21 protein-coding genes are annotated in these 19,889 nt (G+C 60.3%); 8 read left to right on the top strand and 13 right to left on the bottom strand.

Annotated features, from left to right (window positions below; all coding sequences use genetic code 11):
* Nucleotides 1-32: 32 nt before the first annotated feature.
* Together DV707_RS17570 and DV707_RS17565 are read right to left on the bottom strand one after the other, a co-directional pair.
* Complete coding sequence (locus tag DV707_RS17570) at nt 33-1,418, bottom strand: alpha/beta hydrolase family protein (protein WP_136361939.1); 1,386 nt, start codon at nt 1,416-1,418, stop codon at nt 33-35.
* A gap of 390 nt (nt 1,419-1,808) precedes the next feature.
* The gene (locus DV707_RS17565) at nt 1,809-2,009 is read right to left on the bottom strand and encodes a DUF998 domain-containing protein (RefSeq protein WP_235010848.1); all 201 of its coding nucleotides are present in this window, start codon (nt 2,007-2,009) and stop codon (nt 1,809-1,811) included.
* Nucleotides 2,010-2,296: 287 nt separating this feature from the next.
* On the opposite strand from DV707_RS17565, the gene DV707_RS17560 reads away from it, so the two are divergent.
* Together DV707_RS17560 and DV707_RS17555 are read left to right on the top strand one after the other, a co-directional pair.
* Nucleotides 2,297-2,881 (top strand): hypothetical protein, encoded by a 585-nt coding sequence (locus tag DV707_RS17560; protein WP_136361938.1) that lies wholly within the window; start codon nt 2,297-2,299, stop codon nt 2,879-2,881.
* Between the two features lie 189 nt (nt 2,882-3,070).
* Nucleotides 3,071-3,850, top strand: a complete 780-nt coding sequence (locus DV707_RS17555) for a CPBP family intramembrane glutamic endopeptidase (RefSeq protein WP_103992965.1) — start codon at nt 3,071-3,073, stop codon at nt 3,848-3,850.
* Between the two features lie 94 nt (nt 3,851-3,944).
* Here the strand turns inward: DV707_RS17555 and DV707_RS17550 are convergent, their stop codons facing one another.
* Complete coding sequence (locus DV707_RS17550) at nt 3,945-4,811, bottom strand: CPBP family intramembrane glutamic endopeptidase (protein WP_103992964.1); 867 nt, start codon at nt 4,809-4,811, stop codon at nt 3,945-3,947.
* 199 nt (nt 4,812-5,010) lie between these two features.
* Here DV707_RS17550 and DV707_RS17545 point away from each other — a divergent pair, with 199 nt between their 5' ends.
* Entirely contained in the window at nt 5,011-5,982 is a 972-nt protein-coding gene (locus DV707_RS17545) for a CPBP family intramembrane glutamic endopeptidase (protein ID WP_160113971.1), read from the top strand.
* A 192-nt stretch (nt 5,983-6,174) separates the two neighbouring features.
* On the top strand, nt 6,175-6,765 hold the full coding sequence (locus tag DV707_RS17540) for a CPBP family intramembrane glutamic endopeptidase (RefSeq protein WP_160113970.1): 591 nt from the start codon (nt 6,175-6,177) through the stop codon (nt 6,763-6,765).
* A 189-nt stretch (nt 6,766-6,954) separates the two neighbouring features.
* On the opposite strand, the gene DV707_RS17535 is transcribed toward DV707_RS17540, so the two are convergent.
* Both DV707_RS17535 and DV707_RS17530 read right to left on the bottom strand, forming a co-directional pair.
* Entirely contained in the window at nt 6,955-7,746 is a 792-nt protein-coding gene (locus DV707_RS17535) for an alpha/beta fold hydrolase (protein ID WP_103992961.1), read from the bottom strand.
* A gap of 363 nt (nt 7,747-8,109) precedes the next feature.
* A complete protein-coding gene (locus tag DV707_RS17530; protein WP_103992960.1) occupies nt 8,110-8,829 on the bottom strand; it encodes a DUF5518 domain-containing protein in 720 nt (239 codons plus the stop codon).
* 816 nt (nt 8,830-9,645) lie between these two features.
* Here DV707_RS17530 and DV707_RS17520 point away from each other — a divergent pair.
* Nucleotides 9,646-10,032, top strand: a complete 387-nt coding sequence (locus tag DV707_RS17520; protein WP_103992958.1) for a hypothetical protein — start codon at nt 9,646-9,648, stop codon at nt 10,030-10,032.
* 104 nt (nt 10,033-10,136) lie between these two features.
* A complete protein-coding gene (locus DV707_RS17515) occupies nt 10,137-11,243 on the top strand; it encodes a bactofilin family protein (RefSeq protein ID WP_103993014.1) in 1,107 nt (368 codons plus the stop codon).
* A 155-nt stretch (nt 11,244-11,398) separates the two neighbouring features.
* Here the strand turns inward: DV707_RS17515 and DV707_RS17510 are convergent, their stop codons facing one another.
* Both DV707_RS17510 and DV707_RS17505 read right to left on the bottom strand, forming a co-directional pair.
* Entirely contained in the window at nt 11,399-12,103 is a 705-nt protein-coding gene (locus DV707_RS17510) for a CPBP family intramembrane glutamic endopeptidase (RefSeq protein ID WP_103992957.1), read from the bottom strand.
* A 79-nt stretch (nt 12,104-12,182) separates the two neighbouring features.
* A complete protein-coding gene (locus DV707_RS17505; protein WP_103992956.1) occupies nt 12,183-12,566 on the bottom strand; it encodes a hypothetical protein in 384 nt (127 codons plus the stop codon).
* A gap of 103 nt (nt 12,567-12,669) precedes the next feature.
* Here DV707_RS17505 and DV707_RS17500 point away from each other — a divergent pair, with 103 nt between their 5' ends.
* Nucleotides 12,670-13,665, top strand: coding sequence for an ABC transporter ATP-binding protein (locus DV707_RS17500; RefSeq protein WP_103993013.1), 996 nt, complete (start codon nt 12,670-12,672; stop codon nt 13,663-13,665).
* Nucleotides 13,662-14,501 carry an ABC transporter permease subunit gene (locus DV707_RS17495; RefSeq protein WP_103992955.1) on the top strand — a complete coding sequence of 280 codons (840 nt, stop codon included), beginning with the start codon at nt 13,662-13,664 and terminating at the stop codon, nt 14,499-14,501. The genes DV707_RS17500 and DV707_RS17495 overlap by 4 nt, the downstream gene beginning before the upstream one ends.
* Before the next feature lie 184 nt (nt 14,502-14,685).
* On the opposite strand, the gene DV707_RS17490 is transcribed toward DV707_RS17495, so the two are convergent.
* The 6 genes from DV707_RS17490 to DV707_RS17465 form a co-directional block, all read right to left on the bottom strand.
* The gene (locus DV707_RS17490; protein WP_103992954.1) at nt 14,686-15,198 is read right to left on the bottom strand and encodes a TspO/MBR family protein; all 513 of its coding nucleotides are present in this window, start codon (nt 15,196-15,198) and stop codon (nt 14,686-14,688) included.
* A 144-nt stretch (nt 15,199-15,342) separates the two neighbouring features.
* Nucleotides 15,343-15,999: a hypothetical protein gene (locus DV707_RS17485; protein WP_103992953.1), complete on the bottom strand. Its 657-nt coding sequence runs from the start codon at nt 15,997-15,999 to the stop codon at nt 15,343-15,345.
* A gap of 33 nt (nt 16,000-16,032) precedes the next feature.
* A complete protein-coding gene (locus DV707_RS17480) occupies nt 16,033-16,761 on the bottom strand; it encodes a CPBP family intramembrane glutamic endopeptidase (protein ID WP_240728577.1) in 729 nt (242 codons plus the stop codon).
* A gap of 109 nt (nt 16,762-16,870) precedes the next feature.
* Nucleotides 16,871-17,560: a YqjF family protein gene (locus DV707_RS17475; RefSeq protein ID WP_205742831.1), complete on the bottom strand. Its 690-nt coding sequence runs from the start codon at nt 17,558-17,560 to the stop codon at nt 16,871-16,873.
* Nucleotides 17,561-17,612: 52 nt separating this feature from the next.
* Nucleotides 17,613-18,485: a bactofilin family protein gene (locus tag DV707_RS17470; protein ID WP_103992950.1), complete on the bottom strand. Its 873-nt coding sequence runs from the start codon at nt 18,483-18,485 to the stop codon at nt 17,613-17,615.
* Nucleotides 18,482-19,789, bottom strand: a complete 1,308-nt coding sequence (locus DV707_RS17465) for an MFS transporter (protein WP_103993012.1) — start codon at nt 19,787-19,789, stop codon at nt 18,482-18,484. Before DV707_RS17465 ends, DV707_RS17470 begins: the two co-directional genes overlap by 4 nt.
* Between the last annotated feature and the right edge of the window lie 100 nt (nt 19,790-19,889).

Here is a 19,889-nt window from a genome sequence, read left to right as displayed (position 1 = left end):
CGGGACCGGCCGTCACAGGAGCCCCGGCGGAGTCAGAGATATGGTGGGACGATCGCCGGCACGAGCCAGAGGACCACGATCCCGACCACAGTCCACCGGAACCGACGTTCGAGTTTCAGGACGGCGAGTTCCGAGAGGACCGCGGCCAGCACGAGCAGGGCGACCGACGACAGGACGACCGTCGTCACGAGCTGGAAGGTGACGAACTGGGTCGACAGCAGGACGAACGCCCCGACGGGACCGACGAGAAACCCGAGGTCGAACAGTGCCGAGCCAACCCGCGAGTCGGCCCACGACCTCGACGACGCGACTCGGTCGAGGAGGAAGCCTATGCCGAGCAACAGGCCGCCCAGCAGGACGTACTTGGTCGCCTGCGCGGGCATCGGGCCGAAGTGATAGACGCGCTGGGAAACCGTCGTGTGCAGGATCACAGTGAAGCCGACCAGCCACACGAGCGCGACGATACCGTCCCGTCGCTGTCGGTCGTCGAGTCGGCTCGCGAGTGCCCGCTTCGTAAGTGCCGTCCCTGCGAGGATGCCCACGAGGCCGAACAGGAACTGATACAGCACCGACCCGATCGACCGGACGGTGATGTCGAGCGTCTCGGGCGGAGACTCACCAACCGACCGGAGCGCCCACTCGGCCGACTCCCGAACCAGCACGGGGTCGTCGGCTTCCGATAGGTGCGTCGCACCCTCGGCGACCGTGACGCGGGTGGCCGTTCCGTTCTCGAACGACCCGACCTGGTGGCCGGGCTGCAGCGCGGTGCCGGTCAGTTGTGCGGAGACGTTCGTCAGCTTGCTCGGTGGCACGAGTGAGTCCTCACTCCCGGTCGCCAGGAGGAGATTCGTGGGGAAGGGCTCGTCCGTCTCGGGCGGGAACCGACCTGCGATGGCGACGACCCCCTCAGTGTCTCGTTCGTAGGCCACCCGATACGCGCTGTTGGCCCCACCCGAGTGCCCGGCGAGCACGAGACGGTCCTCGTCGACTCGTGGATGTGATGCCAGATAGGTTGCCCAGTTCGCGTAGTTGCCGGCTGCCAGCTCGAAGATGTTCGACGTATCGCGTCTGATCTCCCAGTAGATGGGGTTTCCAGTCTCCAGTTCCCGCGTCTGGCCGGCCACGAGGACCGCGAAGCCGTTCGTGGCGAGCGCCGCCCCGTAGTTCGTGTAGAGGGCGGGAGCGGTCCCTGATCCGGCCCCGAACACGATTCCTGGCACCTGTTCGTCCCCGTCGGGGAGGTACAGCGTGGCCGTGGTGATGCGGTCGTCGGCCCGGACGTAGACGTGTTCGACAGTGTAGCCGCTGCCCCCAGCGTTCGGCGTCTGAACAAACGGAACGAGCCAACCAGCAATACCGCCCACGGTTACCACGAGAAGCACGGCGGTGACGTACGCGGCAGGAACCCTGGACTTCATGTTCTCCCATTGGTTGCTGAGGCTACAGTAATAGCGACTGTTCTCACCCCCTGGGAAACGGTCCTGTATCGGATGCGAGACACCAATAGGGGACCGCACGTCCGTTACTGAGGACAGCCAGCTACGGCGGCCCTTCTCGGCGTGGGCTACCGGTCGAGATCGTGAGGACAAGAGCGCCGCAAGCGTCACGCGCGGCCGATTGGACAGCTGTCGGGATCCGTAGACAGCGAGGAGAACACTGCCGGCGACGACGAGAACCAAGGTATAGGATCCGTATCCCGTGACAGTGCCGACCGCCTTGACCCCGCCGGTCGGGAAGTACGCGGCAATCGGGTTGATGCCCCCGTGATACAGCATCGGGACCAGTACGCTCCCCGAGGAATTGTAGAGTCATGTGCGGACGATTGACCCGAACAGCAGTGCCGTTTCGGGAAGAACGCCGAGGTCGCTGATGGCGGCCGCACCGAAGTCGTAGTCGGGCGCCATCGCCGCGGCGAGCATGATGACAGTCATGAACTGGGCAGCGAGGGCGAAGAAGAGCACTCCTGCGAGCTTTCGGCTCCCGAACGTCAGTCCTCGGAGAGGGAACACTACGTCGTTGGTTGATTCGATTTGATTCATGTTCGATTCACAGAGGAGTATTGGCCGAGCAAAATAATAACTCGAGTCGGATGTTCCCGGGAATCGAGATAGACCTAAGACGATCCCCGAACGAATTCAACAGTTGAGAACCCGAACAGCCATAGAGAGGCAATCGTGTTGTCCCATACTTGAAACGCGGTGTGGATGATGATAGCTATCGCAGCATTTCCTGTCGATCGGGAATTACTCCGATAGTATATCTTGTATTGGGCTGTTTCATAACAATAGAGGAAGGTATGAGCCAATCACCACACACCGAATCAGGTGGTACCGCGACGGTCGTGTACGGTGCAATCGTCGGGATAACTGTGTACGTCGTCGGATATCTTGTCACGTACGCGACGGCTGCCTCGGCAGTGAACCGAGCAGTCCAAGGCAACGTCCGCCTCACCGACGCCGGTGCAGCGTCCGCTCCGGCGTGGAAGGCCGTGGGATGGGTATTCTATGACGCCCATCTCGTCGGGACTCGTCTCCCGGATGTGAGTGGACACGTCGATTTCGTTGGACTCTCTGGAGTCCAGTTTCTGTATCTCGTCCCGCCGCTGTTCCTCCTCGCCGCGGGTGGGATTGTTGCATATCTCGCAAGAGTGGATGATCCGAAAGCGGGGGTCCAAGCAGGGCTGACGATCGCTATCGGGTATCTGTTGTTCGCGATTATCGGTGCGATTTTGGTTTCGTTCGTGGGGATCCAGCCGGATCTCCTTCGTGCGGCTGTCGTCGCGGGGATCGTGTACCCGGTTGCATGTGGCGCCATCGGTGGCGGGCTCGTCGGAGTCCTCCGAGCGGACCGTCGCGAGATCATAGGTACACCGCTTTCCTGAAGCGGATTTGTGCTAGCGATACGTGGGTCGGGATCGGTCGACAGACGATTAGGTCATTTATCTCGCAGTTAACGAAGCCGTTTACAGGAATACTGACCGCATGACAACGCCGGGGTGTGAAAATATCTCTGTGGGACCCTCATTATTTTGCCAATCCCTGTATGTCGATACTAGTGGTGACCGGCGCCTATGGAAAGCTACGTTCAGTTCATCGGGGCCACACTGCTAACGTTGGCACTCGTAGACATCGGACGCCGATGGGGTGGTGCGTACCCTTCTCGACTGTCTCCAGCGACGGACAGACGACGCGAAGGTCTCGAAATCGTCGTTCTCTACGTTTTGGCCCTCGGGACCGTCACCTATGGCATACTCGTTGCCCGGGATGTGATCGCATTCAACCCAACGGTCCGATTTCTGGGCCGTCGCTTCCCGCTCTATTTCTTCTTGAGTACGGCGACGATGGTGGTCATCCCGATCAGTCTCGAAGTCGGCCTTCGGGACCGATCACTCCGCGATTTGGGGATTCGACCACCGGTCGCTTGGCGACCGACGCTTCTCCTCGTCGGGATGGGAATCCTGCTTGGACTGGCACCCATCGCATTTGGCTTGCCGTCCCCCAAATCGGTCGTGCCGCTGCTTTTGGCTCTGTACTCGCCGGTCTTCACGGAGGAATTCCTCTACAGGGGTGTGATTCAGTCGAAGCTCGAACGCCTCGTCAGTCAGGAACGCGCGTGGGTGTTCTCGGGCATCCTTTTTGGGATCGGTCACATCCCGAACGACTTCTTCGGACCATTCTGGGTGGCAAGCGGGAGTGATCCACTCGTGGCCACTTTCCGACTGACTGCACAGACCGCGACGGGATTCCTCCTCGGATTGCTTTACATGAAGTCACGGACGCTCGCCGCACCGATACTCGGGCACTATCTCTCGAACAATCTCGCGACCGTAATCAGTACCATCCTGCAGTAACCGGACGAGCGATCCGTGTATCACTGTTCACTCGCCTTCCTTGTATCGGGGAGGGAGGTGCCGGTGAGCGGGCTCCACGATCGCTTCTCGTTGCTCACCGAGCGACGATGTCACCGAGGAGGGCTCGCGACCGCCCGGCGAGGTTGGTGCCTCCGGTCGCGATCGCGAGAACTGCAGCGAACGCGACCACGACCAGAGCGTAGGAGCTGTAGCCGGAGATGGTCGTTATCGCGTCGACACCTCCGGTCGGGAAGTACGCCCCGAGGGGGTTGATCCCGCCGTGAAACAGCATCGCGACGAGAACACCCCCGCCGCTGCCGTTGTACAGCCACGTGAGCACGACTGATAGCCCGACTACAGCGAGCAGATACGGGAGAAACGGGAGGTCACCCTGGGGTGTGTTTGGTAACACGAACAGGGGCAGATGCCAGCCTGCCCAGACCACTCCCACGAGTAGACTCGACGAGAACGCGGACAGCTGACCTTGTGCCGCGGGGAGCGCGAATCCGCGCCAGCCCAACTCCTCTTGCCCGCCACCGATGAAAAAGACGATGAGGAGATTGATCGGGTAGACCCAGAATGGGGGAAGCGAGCCCAGCCCCATCGTCTCCCCGAACAGCGTGGCGTGAACGAGTCCACCAGCGCCGACCAGTAGCGGCGGCAGGAGGAGCGCGTATCCGTACCAGCGCAAGGGGAGACGAACCGTCACGTTCGACGTGAACCACTCGCGAACGCTCCAGCCCGAAAGCCAGAGCACGCCAAGCGCACCGACGAGCGGGCCGAACCCGCCGAGTCTACCCAGTATCGCGTCCAAGGATTGCGGAAACACTCCCGCAGCCATCACGGTCCAGATCCCCCACGAGAAGAGGTACGTGAGTAGCGTGAACGAGATGAACACCCACCAGTTGTCGTGAAGTCTGCCAGGAACTGGCCCCTGGCGCTCCTGATTCTCAGCCCTCATTCATACCAGTCTCCGTTGTGAGGTTCTCAGTCAGAAGTGATGATGATTCACCCACATTCTCGAGCGATGCGACTGAGAGCCTGGCTCGGCCGGTGTCGATTCACACTGACCGTATTCTTTCTTTTTGGGATACAAGAATCGTCTATTTAATCCCTCTCAGCCAATACTGACTATGGGCTCAGAGTCACACGATCCAGCGATGAATCCGGAAGAGAGCCCCGGATCAGCGCCGTCTGCTCGAGTTTCGGATACACGTTCGCTGCAGGTGGACAGACAAAAGGTAGGCGCGTTTCTCGCGCTCGCGTTCGGCATCTCTTGGACGAGTGCGGCTGTGATCTATCTCACAGAGGTTGACCTCGGAACGCTCGGCGGAATCGCGCTGGTGACGCTCACGTTCATGTGGGCGCCCGCAATCGCCGCGGTCGTGGTTCAGTGGCGGTCCAGCGAGTCGATCCGGACGGGATGTGGACTACGACTCGGACGACTTCGGTGGGTTGGAATTGCGTGGTTGACACCGGTCGCGCTCATCGCTGCGATGATCGGGATCGGGGTACTCCTACCGGACGTGACGGTCACGACCGATTATAGTGCATACCTCCTCGATCTGGGCCTCACACAGCAACAGGCTGACGCCGCCGTCGCCCAGCTGACAGCAACGCCGCTCCCACCGGTCCTGTTGCTCGTCCTTCAGGGACTGATCGCGGGACTCACGATTAACGCGCTCGCCGCCCTAGGCGAGGAACTCGGCTGGCGTGGCCTCCTCCTAAATGAGTTGTCACCGCTTGGATTCTGGAAGGTTTCTGGAATAACGGGTGTGATCTGGGGGATCTGGCACGCACCGATCATCCTCCAGGGACACAACTTCCCTGAGGCACCCGTCGCAGGCGTCGTCATGATGACTGGTGCGATGGTCGCGATGGCGCCGGTGTACACGTACCTGACCGTCCGGGCCGAATCCGTACTGGCCGCAACGTTCTTCCATGGCGCATTCAACGGATTGGGCGCGCTGTCGCTCGTGTATCTCACTGGCGCAGGGAACCTCCTCATCGGCCCGGTCGGCGTGGTCGGCATCGCTGCCGCGTTTCTCCTGACTCTCGTTTGTGTCGCCCACGACCGATTCGTCGCTGCGAACGAGATCACGACCGGGGAACCGCTGTCGCCATGGGGATGAAATATGCTCTGTTCCCACAACCTGATGTCCGAACGGAAGTACGATGCAGGCACACCGACCGCGATGAGACAATAACCCATGTCTACGGAACAACAAGACAACGAACCGGGCCCATCGACCGAATCTATTGACGACTCGTTCAGTGGACAGCAACTCCGTCGTGGACTCGTCTTGCTCGTCGCGTTTATTGGTATGCGCGCGATTCTGTGGGGACCGTTCTGGTCACAACCGACCCTCGACGAACCGATTCAATTCGGGGCATTAATCCTCGTCTCGGTCCTCGTCGGGTCAGTCGGACTCGTGTATCTGGGATTCACGCGATGGGTTGGTGTGGATATCGTCGCGTGGTGGATCGACCGCGATCACGTCCGAAGAGATATCCTCTGGGGTATCGTCGGGTTCATTCTCGCTCTCCTCGTGATGCTCGGGCTCACGCTTGGCCTCCAGTCGACGTTCGGACCGCCTCAAGACGCTCCGGTTGCAGAAGCACCATCCCTGGTCGGGACACTGCTCCTGTACGCTTTCGGCTTCGCGGTCGCTGCCTTCCAGGAAGAGACGCTCTTCCGGGGATTCCTTCAGACGGCCATCGGCCACCGTTTCGGGAAGTGGCCAGCGGTTGTCGTCCAAGCCGGTGTGTTTTCCCTCGCACACGTGGGGTACTACCCGCTTACTGCGTGGTACCTGTTCCTGACCGCGTTCGCCGGCGGCCTCGTGTATGGCTGGCTTCGGAAGCGACGCGGCCGGCTCTTGGCCCCGGGCATCGCGCACGGCCTGATCGGGTGACGCTCACATCTCCCACATCGATCTCCCCGGGGTCCTGGCTCGGACAAAACTTCGACAGACATGACGGGGCCCAGTTCCTTCCGGTACGCGGGATCGTCAATAAGTAGCCGATCAGATTCCAGCTATCGCTCCTGCTTGCAGTCGCTCTCGTGTTCCTACGCCTGTATCACCCCACTCCGAGCGGGGCGTTCAATGTCCCCTACTGAAATCACGAATATGATCTGTGTAAGTCGAGGGGGCCTGCAGATTACACAGGTGGCCGACGTCAGCGATCACCGCGGATTCTACATTCGACAGCTCAGACGAGAACTGTTCCGCGTTCGGGACATTAAGCGTATCTTCTTCACCGTTCACGAGCAGAACAGGTCCGTCATACTGCTGGAGTCTGCTCTGAAAGTCACGACCGACCAGCGCTCGTCCGGCCTCACCCCACGAATGGAGATAGAACCCGCCGTCGATGATTGCCTGTGCAGTCGTGTCTGCGATGGGGAGTCGTCGAATTTGGTCTGCGGTCCGGGCATGGAATCGCCGGTCGACGAACGGGATCCGACCACCGAGTCGATACAGCGCTGCGATCACCCGAGTGCGAAATCCAAGCCAGCCTCGATACTCCGCGCTACTCCCCGAGAGAACGAGCTCGCTGACCTGGTGGGGAATGCGGGCCGCACATTCGAGCGCGACGTACCCACCGAGCGAGTGACCGACGAGAACGACTGAGGAGGGTCGGACGTCCGCTACGATATCTGCCACCCATTCGACGGCCGAATCGAAGTCAAAACCGGTGTCGTTCTGCGTGCCGTGGCCAGGGAGATCGAAGGTCACGACGCGGAAATCCTCTGATAGCGCCTCAACCTGTGGTCGCCACATATGTTTCGAGATACCAGCCCCATGTACGAAGACGACCGTGACGGCGTCAACCGGCCCCTCGACCGAAACTGTTCCAGGGAAACTCGAGTCGGAGGGATCGTCAGGCTCGCTCATCTGATTTCACTCAGTTCTTTCTCCGCGATCGATAATACAGTGACGGCAACTCACCCCAGCGCTTCGTCTGCGAGGACCGCTACAACCTCTACGACCGGGTCGAACGGCACGTTGCCGACTGCGACGGGACCCCACGGGACAGGATTCCCTGAACATGGCTTTGATCAAACTCTCGTCACGTCTTGCGGTTTCATAATGCCAGGTTCCGCCGCATTCGCCTGAGTGGCACATAGAGCAACTCTCCCGAATGTCAACATCAGAAGATTCCAACAAGGCCAACAATCCCAAAACAGCGATACACATACTATCAGTACGGGATATCGAAGTACCGCCACGTTTGGGGACACTACAATATTCTCGAAACTATCGTTCTGCCACCCGACCACCTGCGAATCCGCCCAGAGCCCCGAGCCCGGCCCCGTACGCGGCGGTGAAGAGCAACGCGAAGAGCATGGCTGCTGCCGTCACAATTCCCAAGCCCGAATATTGAACGGTCGCTAACCCTGCATAGAGCCCTATCGTAACGAAGACGAGGAGCACGAGGACCGGGACCATCGCCAGGAACCCTGAGAGCGCACCGACACTGACCGTGCGTCCGGTCCCATAGCGTTCGAGATATCCCGCGGCCCCGCCCCCGATGACAGGCGAAAACGGGAGAAACGACAATATTCCGGTGGCAACAGCACCGAGCACTGCATACGATCGATACGATCCGGCAGACTCGGTCTCCGGCGTCTGTCGATATGTGCGGTGACGCACAATCACGTACCCGATCGCAAACAGGACCAACCCGATACCTGTCAGTAAGAGTCCCCATCCTGTCCACGTCACGACCTCCAGGGTGACTTCGAGCATCTCCGCTTCTGTGAGGTCGCGTTCGAAGATGATGACCGTGATTTGGCCGGATTCGACGCCGGCTTCGATCAGGTCCCGGTCGACGACAAAGGTGAGGGCGCTCCCGCCAACCGTGAGAGCAACGCCAGCTAGTGCAATGATTGTGGCGACTATCCAATCGACCACTTCGGGAAGTTGGGGACCGTCCTCAGAAGGGCCCGTATCTTCACCATTGGCGGAATCCGTCATTCGAATCAGCCGATAAATTTCCCTCGAATTTAATATTATCCTCGTAACGAGAGATTCGGGGAGTGGAGGGGAGGCGTCGGGAGCCTAATTGACGCGATATCAGTCACGGTGTCTCGATACGCAACACTCGTCGTCGGTGCTACGCTGCCTGTTCGTTCTCCTGCGACAGTATCCACCGGAGCGCGGTGTACATCGTGACGAACAGTACGACGAATACGATTGCGCCTTGGAGGAGCGTGACGAAGCGAGATTTCGAGGGTTCGTCATACCGCCTTTCCTGCTCGATCGCGGCGTGATCAGCTATTCGGTTCGGTTTCCGGAGAATAGATCGCATATTCATCCGTCTCAGTTGTCCATCGCAGGGGCCTTCGCGGAGCGTTCTTCAATTTCGACAGATTCGGGTTCCGTGGTCCAGGTTCGACGAATAGCCCTCATCCCAATTAGAAGACCCGCGACGATGCCACCGATGACGAGCACGGAACCACCTAGCGATCGGCCTCGGGATTTTGACTCGACAGCCACGTCAGCGTCCGGAGCCTCCGATCCCACAGTCGGTTCATCGGTTGGCAGGGAAGCGGGACCGAACTGTGCTCCATCGAAGTGTGGTTCGAAAATGGTTATTTTGGAAACCATACCTTCTAGAGGTGAGCAGAGGAGATATACTACTACGCAGATTCTCGGAAGCAGAGAATTATATTCCTGACACGTCCTATAGCAAAGTGAGAACTCGGTACTATGAGCCCCGCTATTCGTTCGAAAGGACTGTCAACTCGGTCGTTCCGAGCCTACCTCCAGCTCGGACTCGCTGTACTCGGGATGGTCGTAATCATCTGGGGGGTGTTCGGGCTCGCAACCTCTGTCTCGCTACCGAGGAGTGACAGCGGATTCGCTGAGGGGCTGGGGATCATCTTCTACGGCGTCTACGTTCTCGGGGGATTCGTCGTCCTCGCAGCTGGTCTCTTGGTTCCACAGCGTGATGACAGCGGCATCCGATTTTCGGCACACCAGCGCAAACTCCTCGCATATGGCGTGGTAGCGCCCATCGTGAGTGTCTTGGTTATTCCTATTGGAGCGACCGTCTCTCCGCCACTCACTGAACCTGTGATCGATGTTCTCGTGGCTGTATTGGCCGCACTCATTCTCAGCGGCCCGCTTGCGACTATGACTGCCTTAGGATTGAAACTCCACTCCCATCGACAGTGACTGAGATGAAGGCGCTACGAGCAGTCCGGATTTTGTTGGGATCTCAGCTTTGCACGTTAGCGTCAGCGCATCATTTTTTAAGCGATTGCGTCGATATGAGCGGTATGCGCTTATCGTTCGGGACGGTGGGGCGTCGGGGCGTCGTTGTCGTTCTCGTTGCGGTACTCCTCCTTTCGACGGTAACGGGCGTCGCGGCAGCGCAGTCCGTTCGGGGAGCCTCGGGAACGATTGTCGTCGAGGAGGGCGAGACAGTCTCCAGCGTCGACGCACTCGCGGGGAGCATCGTGGTTCGGGGAACTGTCACGGGAGATGTCTCGGGAGCCGCCGGGACGATTCATGTCGCCGAGAGCGGGCGTGTCGGGGGATCGATCTCCGGCGCGGCCGGGGACGTCCGCATCGACGGTGAGGTTGGTGGCGACCTCAGCGCTGGCAGCGGAAACGTCCAAGTGACCGAGATCGCCACGATCGGCGGCGATGTCAGTGTCGGCGCGGGATCCGTCCGCATTGATGGCCAGATTGACGGCGATGTCCGTGTCGGCGCTGAGACGATCGTGCTTGGACCGAACGCAGATATCGGTGGCGAGTTCCGCTACGATGCCGCCGATTTCACGCAAGACCCCGCGGCGACAGTCGCGGGCGGTGTCGTCGAGGATCCGAATCTACGAGGCAACGTCGGTACCTTCACGCTCCCCAACTGGGTAACAACGGGGTACAGCCTCCTCGCAAATCTCCTGCTCGGAGCGATTCTGCTCGCCCTCTTTCCGGCCTTCTCGGCAAGGCTCGCGGGGCGTGTGTCTGAGGAGCCTGCGAAAACCGGCGGCGTTGGATTGTTGACGCTCGTCGGAGGTCCGATTCTCTTGGTGCTGATAGCCATCACGATCATCGGCATTCCACTCGCCGTCCTCGGTGCAATTGCGTTCGGGCTCGCAATCTGGGTTGGAGTCGTCTACGGCCAGTACGCCGTCGGTGCGTGGGTTCTCCGGCGGGCTGGACGGGACGACCGGTGGCTGGCGCTCGTGGCCGGTGTCGTCGGGTTCGCGATTCTGGATTTGATCCCGGTCCTGGGCGGAGTCCTCGTATTCGGTGCGCTCCTGCTGGGACTGGGCGCACTCGCGTTGGAGCTCCGAGACTCATTCCGCAACCGGCGACGTTCGGGCCCCAGCGATCGACAGACGACGTTCGACGAGTCGTTCGGCGATCCAAGCGCATGATCTTCCACCGAACGGACGACTGGCGGTCAGTGAGTACGGTCGGACACCCGGTGTAGCTTCCGAGGTTCGATACAGCCGCAGGCGACGTTCGCCGGGGGTTACTGGTGTCCGATCGTCCTTGGGAACGACAGCTCAGGTGGTTCCTTACGATGGTTTCAGACGAGTACTGCAGTGAGAACGAGGTTTGCGACAGTCACGACGGCTAACCCTGGCCAAATACTTCGCGTCCGTTGGGCGGCTGCACCGACGATTACGCCAAGCCCGAACGCATATACGAGGAGATACAGCACCGCCTGAAGCGGATCGAAGAAGAAGACTGGGATGGATTGGAAGATAGTGAATACAACTGCCTGACCGACGACTGCCACTCTCGGTTGCGTCCAACGGTTCAACGCCTGTAGCAACCAGCCCCGAAAGAACAGCTCTTCGCTATACAGGGTTACGAAGCCGCTGAACAGAGCCAGACCCACCCATCCACCCACACTATCAAGGCGAACTAACCACGCGAACGTTGGATCTGGCCCTTCTAACGCGAGGACAAGCAGGCGGTCGTAGACGCTGCTCCACGGTTCAACGAGGATGAGTAGAGTCCCATAAGTGATACCTGCAGCGATCGCCGCTCGAATTCCTTGCTCACGGTCGGGAGTTCGAAATCCGACACGGTCGGTGTCACGATGCCGAACGAGACTGATCAACGGGACGATCAACCAAAACATCTGGAAGATCGGCGTCGTCGTCCGCAGTATTAGCGGAGTAATCACCAGTGCAGCGAGCGCGAGTCCTGTCCAGAGGAGCGCGATGGTGACCCGATACCGCGATAACAGACGTACCGATATCCCCGATTCACCAGTTGACGTCATATACTACAGATCATACCTCACTCGTAAACCAGCTGGCGGGGGCTGATCATATTGAACCACGCATTCTACCAACACAGAGTCAACGCTTTCTGAGTTCAGTCAGGGCGATACTCACATACAGTACCCCGATGAGGCGAGTCCCGGGGTATACCCAAGAGTTCCATTCACAGGTAGAGGCGTCAGTGTACGCGATTTCGGCTGCGTAATCGACGTATACACGTGGATACAGCAGCGCGAGAATTCCGATAACGCCGAGAAATTTCTTGAATTGTGAATACGAGGTATTGCTTCGCCACATCAGTACGAGGAAGACAAGCCCTTCGAGTCGCGCACCGGGAACTACCCATGACTTCAATTCACACTCGTCTGGATTGTCGAGCGCGATCTCCTCCGCAGCATCAATCAGTGTCTCCGGCCGCAGAACTTCGACGATCGTTATCGGCGTCAGGACTTTGCGGAGCATATGCAGAGGTTCGAGCCCCCGCTAAATGAACGTATTCTCTATCCACCTCACGTTGTGAATAACTATGCCATGGAATTTTGAGGAGTGTATGCGTACGGACAATATGGAAACTCCTTCTCGTTCCAGATCCGATTCTCTCGAATTGGCCAATAACGGGGCGATTGCTATCCAGACGACAGGACTGACAAAACGCTATGGGAAGGACGTCCTCGCTGTTGACGATCTCGATCTGACCGTCTACGAGGGCGAGATATTCGGCTTTCTCGGGCCGAATGGTGCTGGCAAGTCTACAACGATCGACGTAATCATGGACTACGTCCGCCCGTCGGCTGGGAGTGCAACTGTCCTCGGATACGACGCGCAGAATGAGACGCGAGAAATCCACGAACGAGTCGGTATTCTTCCGGATGGATACGGACTCTACGACCGGCTCACCGGTCGCAAACATCTCGAGTATGCGATTTCGTTGAAGCAATCTGACGACACTGTCGACGACCTCCTCGAACGAGTCGGCCTCGATGCTGCAGCTGCTGACCGCGTCGTCGGTGGCTATTCGAAGGGGATGATGCAACGATTGGCCCTCGCGATAGCCCTCGTCGGCGATCCTGATCTGCTAATCCTTGACGAACCGTCATCGGGGCTCGATCCTAACGGGGTTCGCCTCGTTCGCGAGATAGCTCGAGACCACGCTGACCGAGGAAAGACCGTCTTCTTCTCCAGTCACATCCTCAGCCAGGTCGAAGCTGTGTGTGACCGCGTCGCGATACTCAACCGTGGCCGGCTCGTCGCCATCGATTCGATTGACGGGCTTCGCGACGCACTCGGAACGGGATCGACGATAACGCTCACAGTCGACGCCGTCCCCGACTCGCTGACCCTCGGAGATATACCCGGAGTTTCCGACGTCGCGGTCGATGGCCGAACGATTCGAGTAAGCGTCGATGAGGCCACAGCCAAAGTCGACGTGATCGACCGTATACGCGATGATGGCGCTGTAATTCTCGACGTGACCATCGAAGAATCATCGCTGGAAGACCTGTTCAGCGCCTATACAAGTGATGCACCCCCGGAGGTCGATACCTCGGAGGTGGAGCGATGACGCTTGCGACGATCTGGCTGACGATCGCTCGTAAGGAATTCGGCGACGCCCTCCGGTCGCGAATGATCTGGGGCATCGTCGTCATCATCGCTGTGATGACGTCGCTATCAGCGGGTATCTCACTCCTCATCCCGGATGTCGAAGGCGGTGCCGAGATGGCTATCGGCGGCGCGTCGCAGTTTGCGGGACTTCTCGTCCCAATCATGGCGCTGATCGCCGCCTATCTCGCGATCGCCGGCGAACGGGAGTCGGGAAGTCTGAAGGTGATACTTGGACTCCCGCCGTCGCGGGGCGAAGTGCTCCTCGGGAAGTTTCTCGGCCGGAGCGGTGTGGTCGCTATCGGTCTCGCGCTGGGGTTTGTGGTCTCAGGCTTGGTTACGGTGATTCTCTACGGTGGACTTCCCATGGTAGCGTTCATCGGGACGACGGTCTTGACTGTCCTTCTCGGCGTTTCATTCGTCGGCATCGCCATCGGGATTTCGGCCGTCACGGCGACACGCGCCCGTGCAATGACCTTGGCGATCACGGCATACCTCGGGCTGACGCTCCTCTGGGATCTGGCTCCCAATGCGGTTCACTTGCTGATCACTGGCGAGATGCCCGGTGGGGTCGTCCCCGCCTGGTTCCTGCTCTTACAGGGTTTCAGTCCGACGGGGGCGTACAACGCGCTCGTCCAGCGGCTGTTGCTCGGTGGCGGAACTGCTGTGGAAGCGCGGATCGGCGGTCCAGCACCCAGTTATCTCGATCCAGTAGTGTTCTTGGTCATCCTGTTTGCCTGGACTGTCGGTCCCCTCTTCGTTGGGTATCTCAGGTTCCGTCGAGCCGATCTGAGCTGACCAGCCTTGTTTAAACCCTCAACCGGTGATCTATTTCGGGAGTCGTGATGACTACAGGGGGCATACCTCGCAGGGTTGGGTCAGATGAGGTATCTGCGAATTATGCATTTTTTGCTCGTAATGGTTTTCGTAGGTGACAATATCCGTTCGACAGTGGCACACGATAGCGGTCAGGAGCCCCGGCCTAATTCAATACCCAGAAACGGTAGTTGAGATAGGCGGCGAACGAGACCCACAAGAGATACGGGACGAGGAGGAGAGCTGCCCGTCGATCAACGCGGTCGAAGGCCCACATCGTTGCGACGATGAGTAGCCAGAGGAGTCCGATCACGGCCAGCCCCCATCCGATCTTCTGCATACCGAAGAAGACTACCGACCATCCCACATTGAAGACGAAGTGTACTACGAATACGCCGACCGCAACCCGGGCTTCGCGAGGTGACGAATCGAGTCGTCGCCAGACGAGCCATAGCGCGACTCCGATGAGTGCGAACAGGGCCGTCCAGACGGGACCAAATACCCAGTTCGGTGGCGCAAGCATCGGCCGCTGAAGGGTGTCGTACCACGTGTCGAGACCTTGCGCCGTGAAGATGGCCCCGGAAGCCCCGACGATTTCGACGGTCAGGATGGCGATTGCGAGTGCGAGGATCGGACGATCGCGTGGAAACCGGCGAAAACGAGCCACGAGTGATGCCATGCGCTCCGATTGGGGCTCTCGACTCAAAAGTAAGAACGTCGAACCCTGGCCGCAGTTGACCGTCTCTCAGAGGGAATGTCTCTATCCCTCGACGACAGACCGTCACAGCCATTTTCCGCACATAGGCACACGATTTCGCCCTCGTCATCCGACGACCTGTGCTATCGCGACGGCTTCACGGTAGCAGGCGACGGCCAGCAACAGATACCCGCCGACCAGGAGCGCCCACTCACGGCGTGTCAACGACCAGTCGCTGGGCGATCGTACGCGGACGAACTCCTCTTTCCACCGGGGCCCGGACTCCTGATGCCACAGCATTACGGCCCGCGTCGCGACCACGACCGCGACGAGCGCCGTAATCTCCATCGGGCCGCTGCGTTCGACGAGTACGGCCAACGACGGCACGATGCGCTCTCCCGTCCCGATTGCGAGGGACCCGGTTCCCCAGACTGCCCCGTACCAGGGCGCCTGGACGACCTCAATGACGTATCCCATCGGTGTGTTCACCGACCGGAGCGTGTTCGCACCGACGGCGATCAGGGAGACACCGACGTTCCACCCGAACAGCCACAGGAATTCTCGCGTGATACTCCCTGCGTATCCAGTGGCTGCGCCCGGATTCCCGCCGCGTAACAGTCCCTGAGGGAGATACAGGTAGCTGAGGATCCACGCCGCCGTGAACACGCTCGCGACGACGACCCACAGGGAGACGAATCTGACGAGGACGTCGTCGTGGTTGACGTACCGACCGATTCGTCTCGATACCCGACCGATTGCCCCGGTCGCGTTCGACGCCGCCATACGGGCAATCATCGTTCCCTCCTGACAAATACGTTAACGAGTTGGACAGTCAGTGCCAAGCGATGTCCCGGTGGTGATGACAAGGGCGACGACGGCGACGGTGAGCGCTGCCACGAGAAGTCCGAGCCCAAGCGGGGTCGTCGCACCCGCGACACCACCGACGGGGTAGTAGTTCAGGAGTGCGTTGGCGCCCGCGTGCAAGAGTATGGCCGGCAGAACGCTTCCATCAACCCGGTTGGTGAGCCACGTCAATAGAATCGAGAGTTCGACGAGCTGGAGCAGATAGAGGCCGAGTGGGAGCGTGTGCTGGATGGTACCTGGAATGAATACTAGCGGAAGGTGCCACCCGGCCCAGACGACGCCGACAACGAGCCCGGATGTGAGCGGGCTGTACGCATCTTGGAGTGCCGGCTGGAGGTACCCTCGCCAGCCGGGTTCTTCCAGACCCCCACCGAACAAGATGATGAACCCGAGGAAGAGCGGATACTCGATGACGACCGGAAGCACGTCCGGTGTCACGACGCCATCGAAGAACACCATATGGACCACAGTGGCACCGAGCAACAGGGCAACTGGAAGCACGAGGGCGAGCGCGTAGTACCGCAGCGCGATGCGAACCTCGAAAATGCCACGAAGCCACGCTTTCAGGGATCGATCTGCTGTCCGAACGAGGACGGCGCTCGCGCCAAACGGCCCCAGACCCCCGAGAACGAACAGGACCGTCCCTGTGAGCGTTGACCCAGTTTCACTGAGTGCCCACATACCCCAGAGTGACCACGAGATGGCGTACGTGAGGGTGGTGTACCCGAGGAGTGTCGCCCGGGGTGACCAGTCCGCGACAGCGACGGCGTACGAATGCGTAGGCATTCGATCACACCCGGCGGTTCGGGGACGCGGTCGTCGTCACGCCAGGACTGTAGTAGTGGACGGACTCGGTCTCGGGGTGGGCGAACCCATTGGCCTCGAACAGCGTGTTGGTCTCGATCGCCGGGTCGGCCTCGTACAGCGGCCACGGCTCGTGGTCGATGGCTGCGTACCGCAGCGAGCCGTCCTGTGCCTCTGTGTAGTATCGGTAGCGCTCGGTGAGGAACGCTTCGAGCGAGTCTGACTGTACGTCGAGTTCCGGACTGGATGGACCATATGTCGCGGCGAAGTGAACGGGGCGAGCGCCGGGATGCAATCGCCTGCTCTGGAACCGGATATCGCCGTCAGCTTCGGTGAGCGAACAGCGCGCGTAGTAGTACGGGAGGTGGTGGAATAGGCGGGCACCGACGACGCTGAGGATACCTTGGGCGTCGAGACTGAAGAAGTACACTCCACTGTGGCCGTCGTGAGTAACGTATGTCCGGAGGTTGAGTTCGGGGAGTGGGAGCCCCCAGCCTTCGGGGGTCCACGTCGGGCGGACGTCGACGTTCGTGAAGGGCACGACGGAAAGCCACGCGTCGCCGTCGTACGTATCGACCGTGAGTGTCGACGGGAGGTGCGCGTTGAGGAGGTTGGAGTCGACGGGCCAGTTCGCGAACAGAACGTGTCGCCAGCCCATGTGGAGTGCGGTTACCATCGATTGGCCACCTCGGTTCGGATACTCGGATCGTGGAGTGCCGTGTGCATAGTTACGCTCCTCCCGGGATCGTGATGGGTTCGAACCGCTGGAGACCGAAGTACGTGTTCAGAACGGCGCCGAACCCGACGACAGCGACGGTGAGTTGTGCGATCCCACCGAGGTACGGCACGAGCCCGAAGAACTCGAGAGCGAGCAGGAACACGGCGATCCCTGCGAGCGTCGCGACGCCATCGCGTTCGATCGGGAGGCGCGTCCCGATGAGGTACCCGAACACTGCCTGGCCGTAGAGGATGACGAGGAACTCGGCAAACAGTCCGATGATCGCGAGCGGGAGCAGAATGAGGGTGAATGCCATGTAGACGAAGAGGACGAGGAGGGTCGTTGCGCCGAGGCCACCGACGACGCCGCTGACGAGCGCGTGTTCGGTGATGGCTGCGCCGACGTTCTCGAAGAGGAGTGAATGCCGCTCGACGAGCCACCACCCGAACGCACCGAGGACAAGGAACTGCAGGAGGAAGGCTCCGATTCGCTGTGCGGGCGAGCTTGACGGGGTGGGCGCCTCGGACTGCGAGACGCGCCCGACCGACGCGTCCGAACTGATTGCGGCCGATCCCGAATAGGTTTGGAGGGTTCCGGTCACGGTCGCGCCGTCATTTATCGAGAGGTTCCCGTTGAGGAGCGTCACGTCGCCGTCGACAGTGCCGTCGATGGCTGCGGTCCCACCGATGACATAGATGTCGCCGACGACCGTCGCGTTCCCGGGGACGGTGGTGGTCCCGCCGGCGACAACGTGGACGTCCGCGAGTGAATCGACGTCGGTGGCGCCCTGGAACGTCACGGACATCTCCTGGACGTCGCCGCCCCCGATGGAGATCATGAGCAGGACGACGATGAGGAGTGGGATGGCCTCTGTCGGACTCATGCACTCGCACCTCCGGTCTCGCGAGCGAGTTCGACCATCCGTCTGGCATATAGGCCGACCGTGAGTCCGAACAAGAGGAGGAGAGAGAGGGCCTGCACCACGTTCAGGTGGGAGATGAGTGTGAGGTCGGCTGCCTGAAAGTACAGCGCGAGTGCCGTGCTTGAGAACGTGGCGAGCCACCCGGCGACGCCGATGCCGATCGCAGAGTGGGTGCCAATCGTCTCTGGTGTCGAAAGGTCGGGCCAGAGCGCGAAGTTCAGCGTCGTGTAGAAGCTCACCGCGATCGCGTACAGGGCGGGATTCAGGGGAGAGGTTCCGCCGCCGGCGATCGTGGGGAACACCTCGGCGATTCGCAGGTCGGACGTGTACATAACGTGCGTGAGGGCGAACAGCGCGAACGTCCAGAGGAAGACGCGTGAGAGCGAGTAGTTCGCGTAGATGACGCCGGCCATCACCGCACCGACGACGTGTGCGACGGCGATGAACAGCCGCGTCGAGAGGTTAGGTGACTGCCAGGAACTGAGCAAGAGTGACGGCGTGTCGATGATCCGGAGGAACCCGAGGCTATCGATGAAGAAGACGCCGAACATCAAGACGACCGGGACGACGAAGGCCAGACTCCGCGCCTGAACCGGGGTTCCGTGACAGAACCGCCCGGTGCCGTAAGTCTCGTATTGGGCCCCGAGGACATCGAGAATTGCATCGAGACGGTCGAAGCTGGCAAACGACAGGACGCCCAGCACGAGGATGCCCGGCGCCATCGCGGCGATCATCAGCTGACTGAAGACGTCGACCGACCAGGAGAGTGGAATCGCGTTCGCGAAGAAGTACGCGATCGCCGTGATCGCCGCGGCGACGTACCCGCGGTCCGGCACCGGAACGAGGTCGATCGCGAGCGAGAACGAGACCGGAAACCCGACCCCGAGCCCGAGCGACGCGAGGACGATCCACGCGCCGAACGCAGGAACGGTCCGAACCATCGGTGCGACAAGCGTGAGCGCGAACTGGAGACAGACGACACCGAACAGGAGCCGGAGCTTCGTTCGGAGGTTCGTACTCCACCCACGTCGGTCCATTGTCACGCCGGTCACGGCCGCGACGGTGAGCGTCACGAGCGCGAGGGCAGCCATCCACATCGAGACGGCAGTCTCGGACATTCCGACGAGGCGTGTCCCGAGATCGATCAGTCCCAACTGGACGAACGTGATGTTGTAGTAGTACCCAGCGACCATCAGCGCGACGAACAGCACGTACCCGGATACTGTCGTCCACCGTCCATTCCGGACATACGTCACGAACTCCATCTGTGTCTCCTGACACATCCTGCGGCCCGGCAGCTAATAAAAAAATCGTGCCACCCCCAGTTCAGCCCCCATTTCGTGGAACCCGATTCCGCCGAAGTCA

Origin of the sequence: Halobellus limi, assembly GCF_004799685.1 — an archaeon.
In the GTDB taxonomy this organism is placed as follows: Archaea; Halobacteriota; Halobacteria; order Halobacteriales; family Haloferacaceae; genus Haloquadratum; species Haloquadratum limi.
Note: the sequence above shows the minus strand (reverse complement) of the source record. Positions and strands in the feature narration are given on the sequence as shown.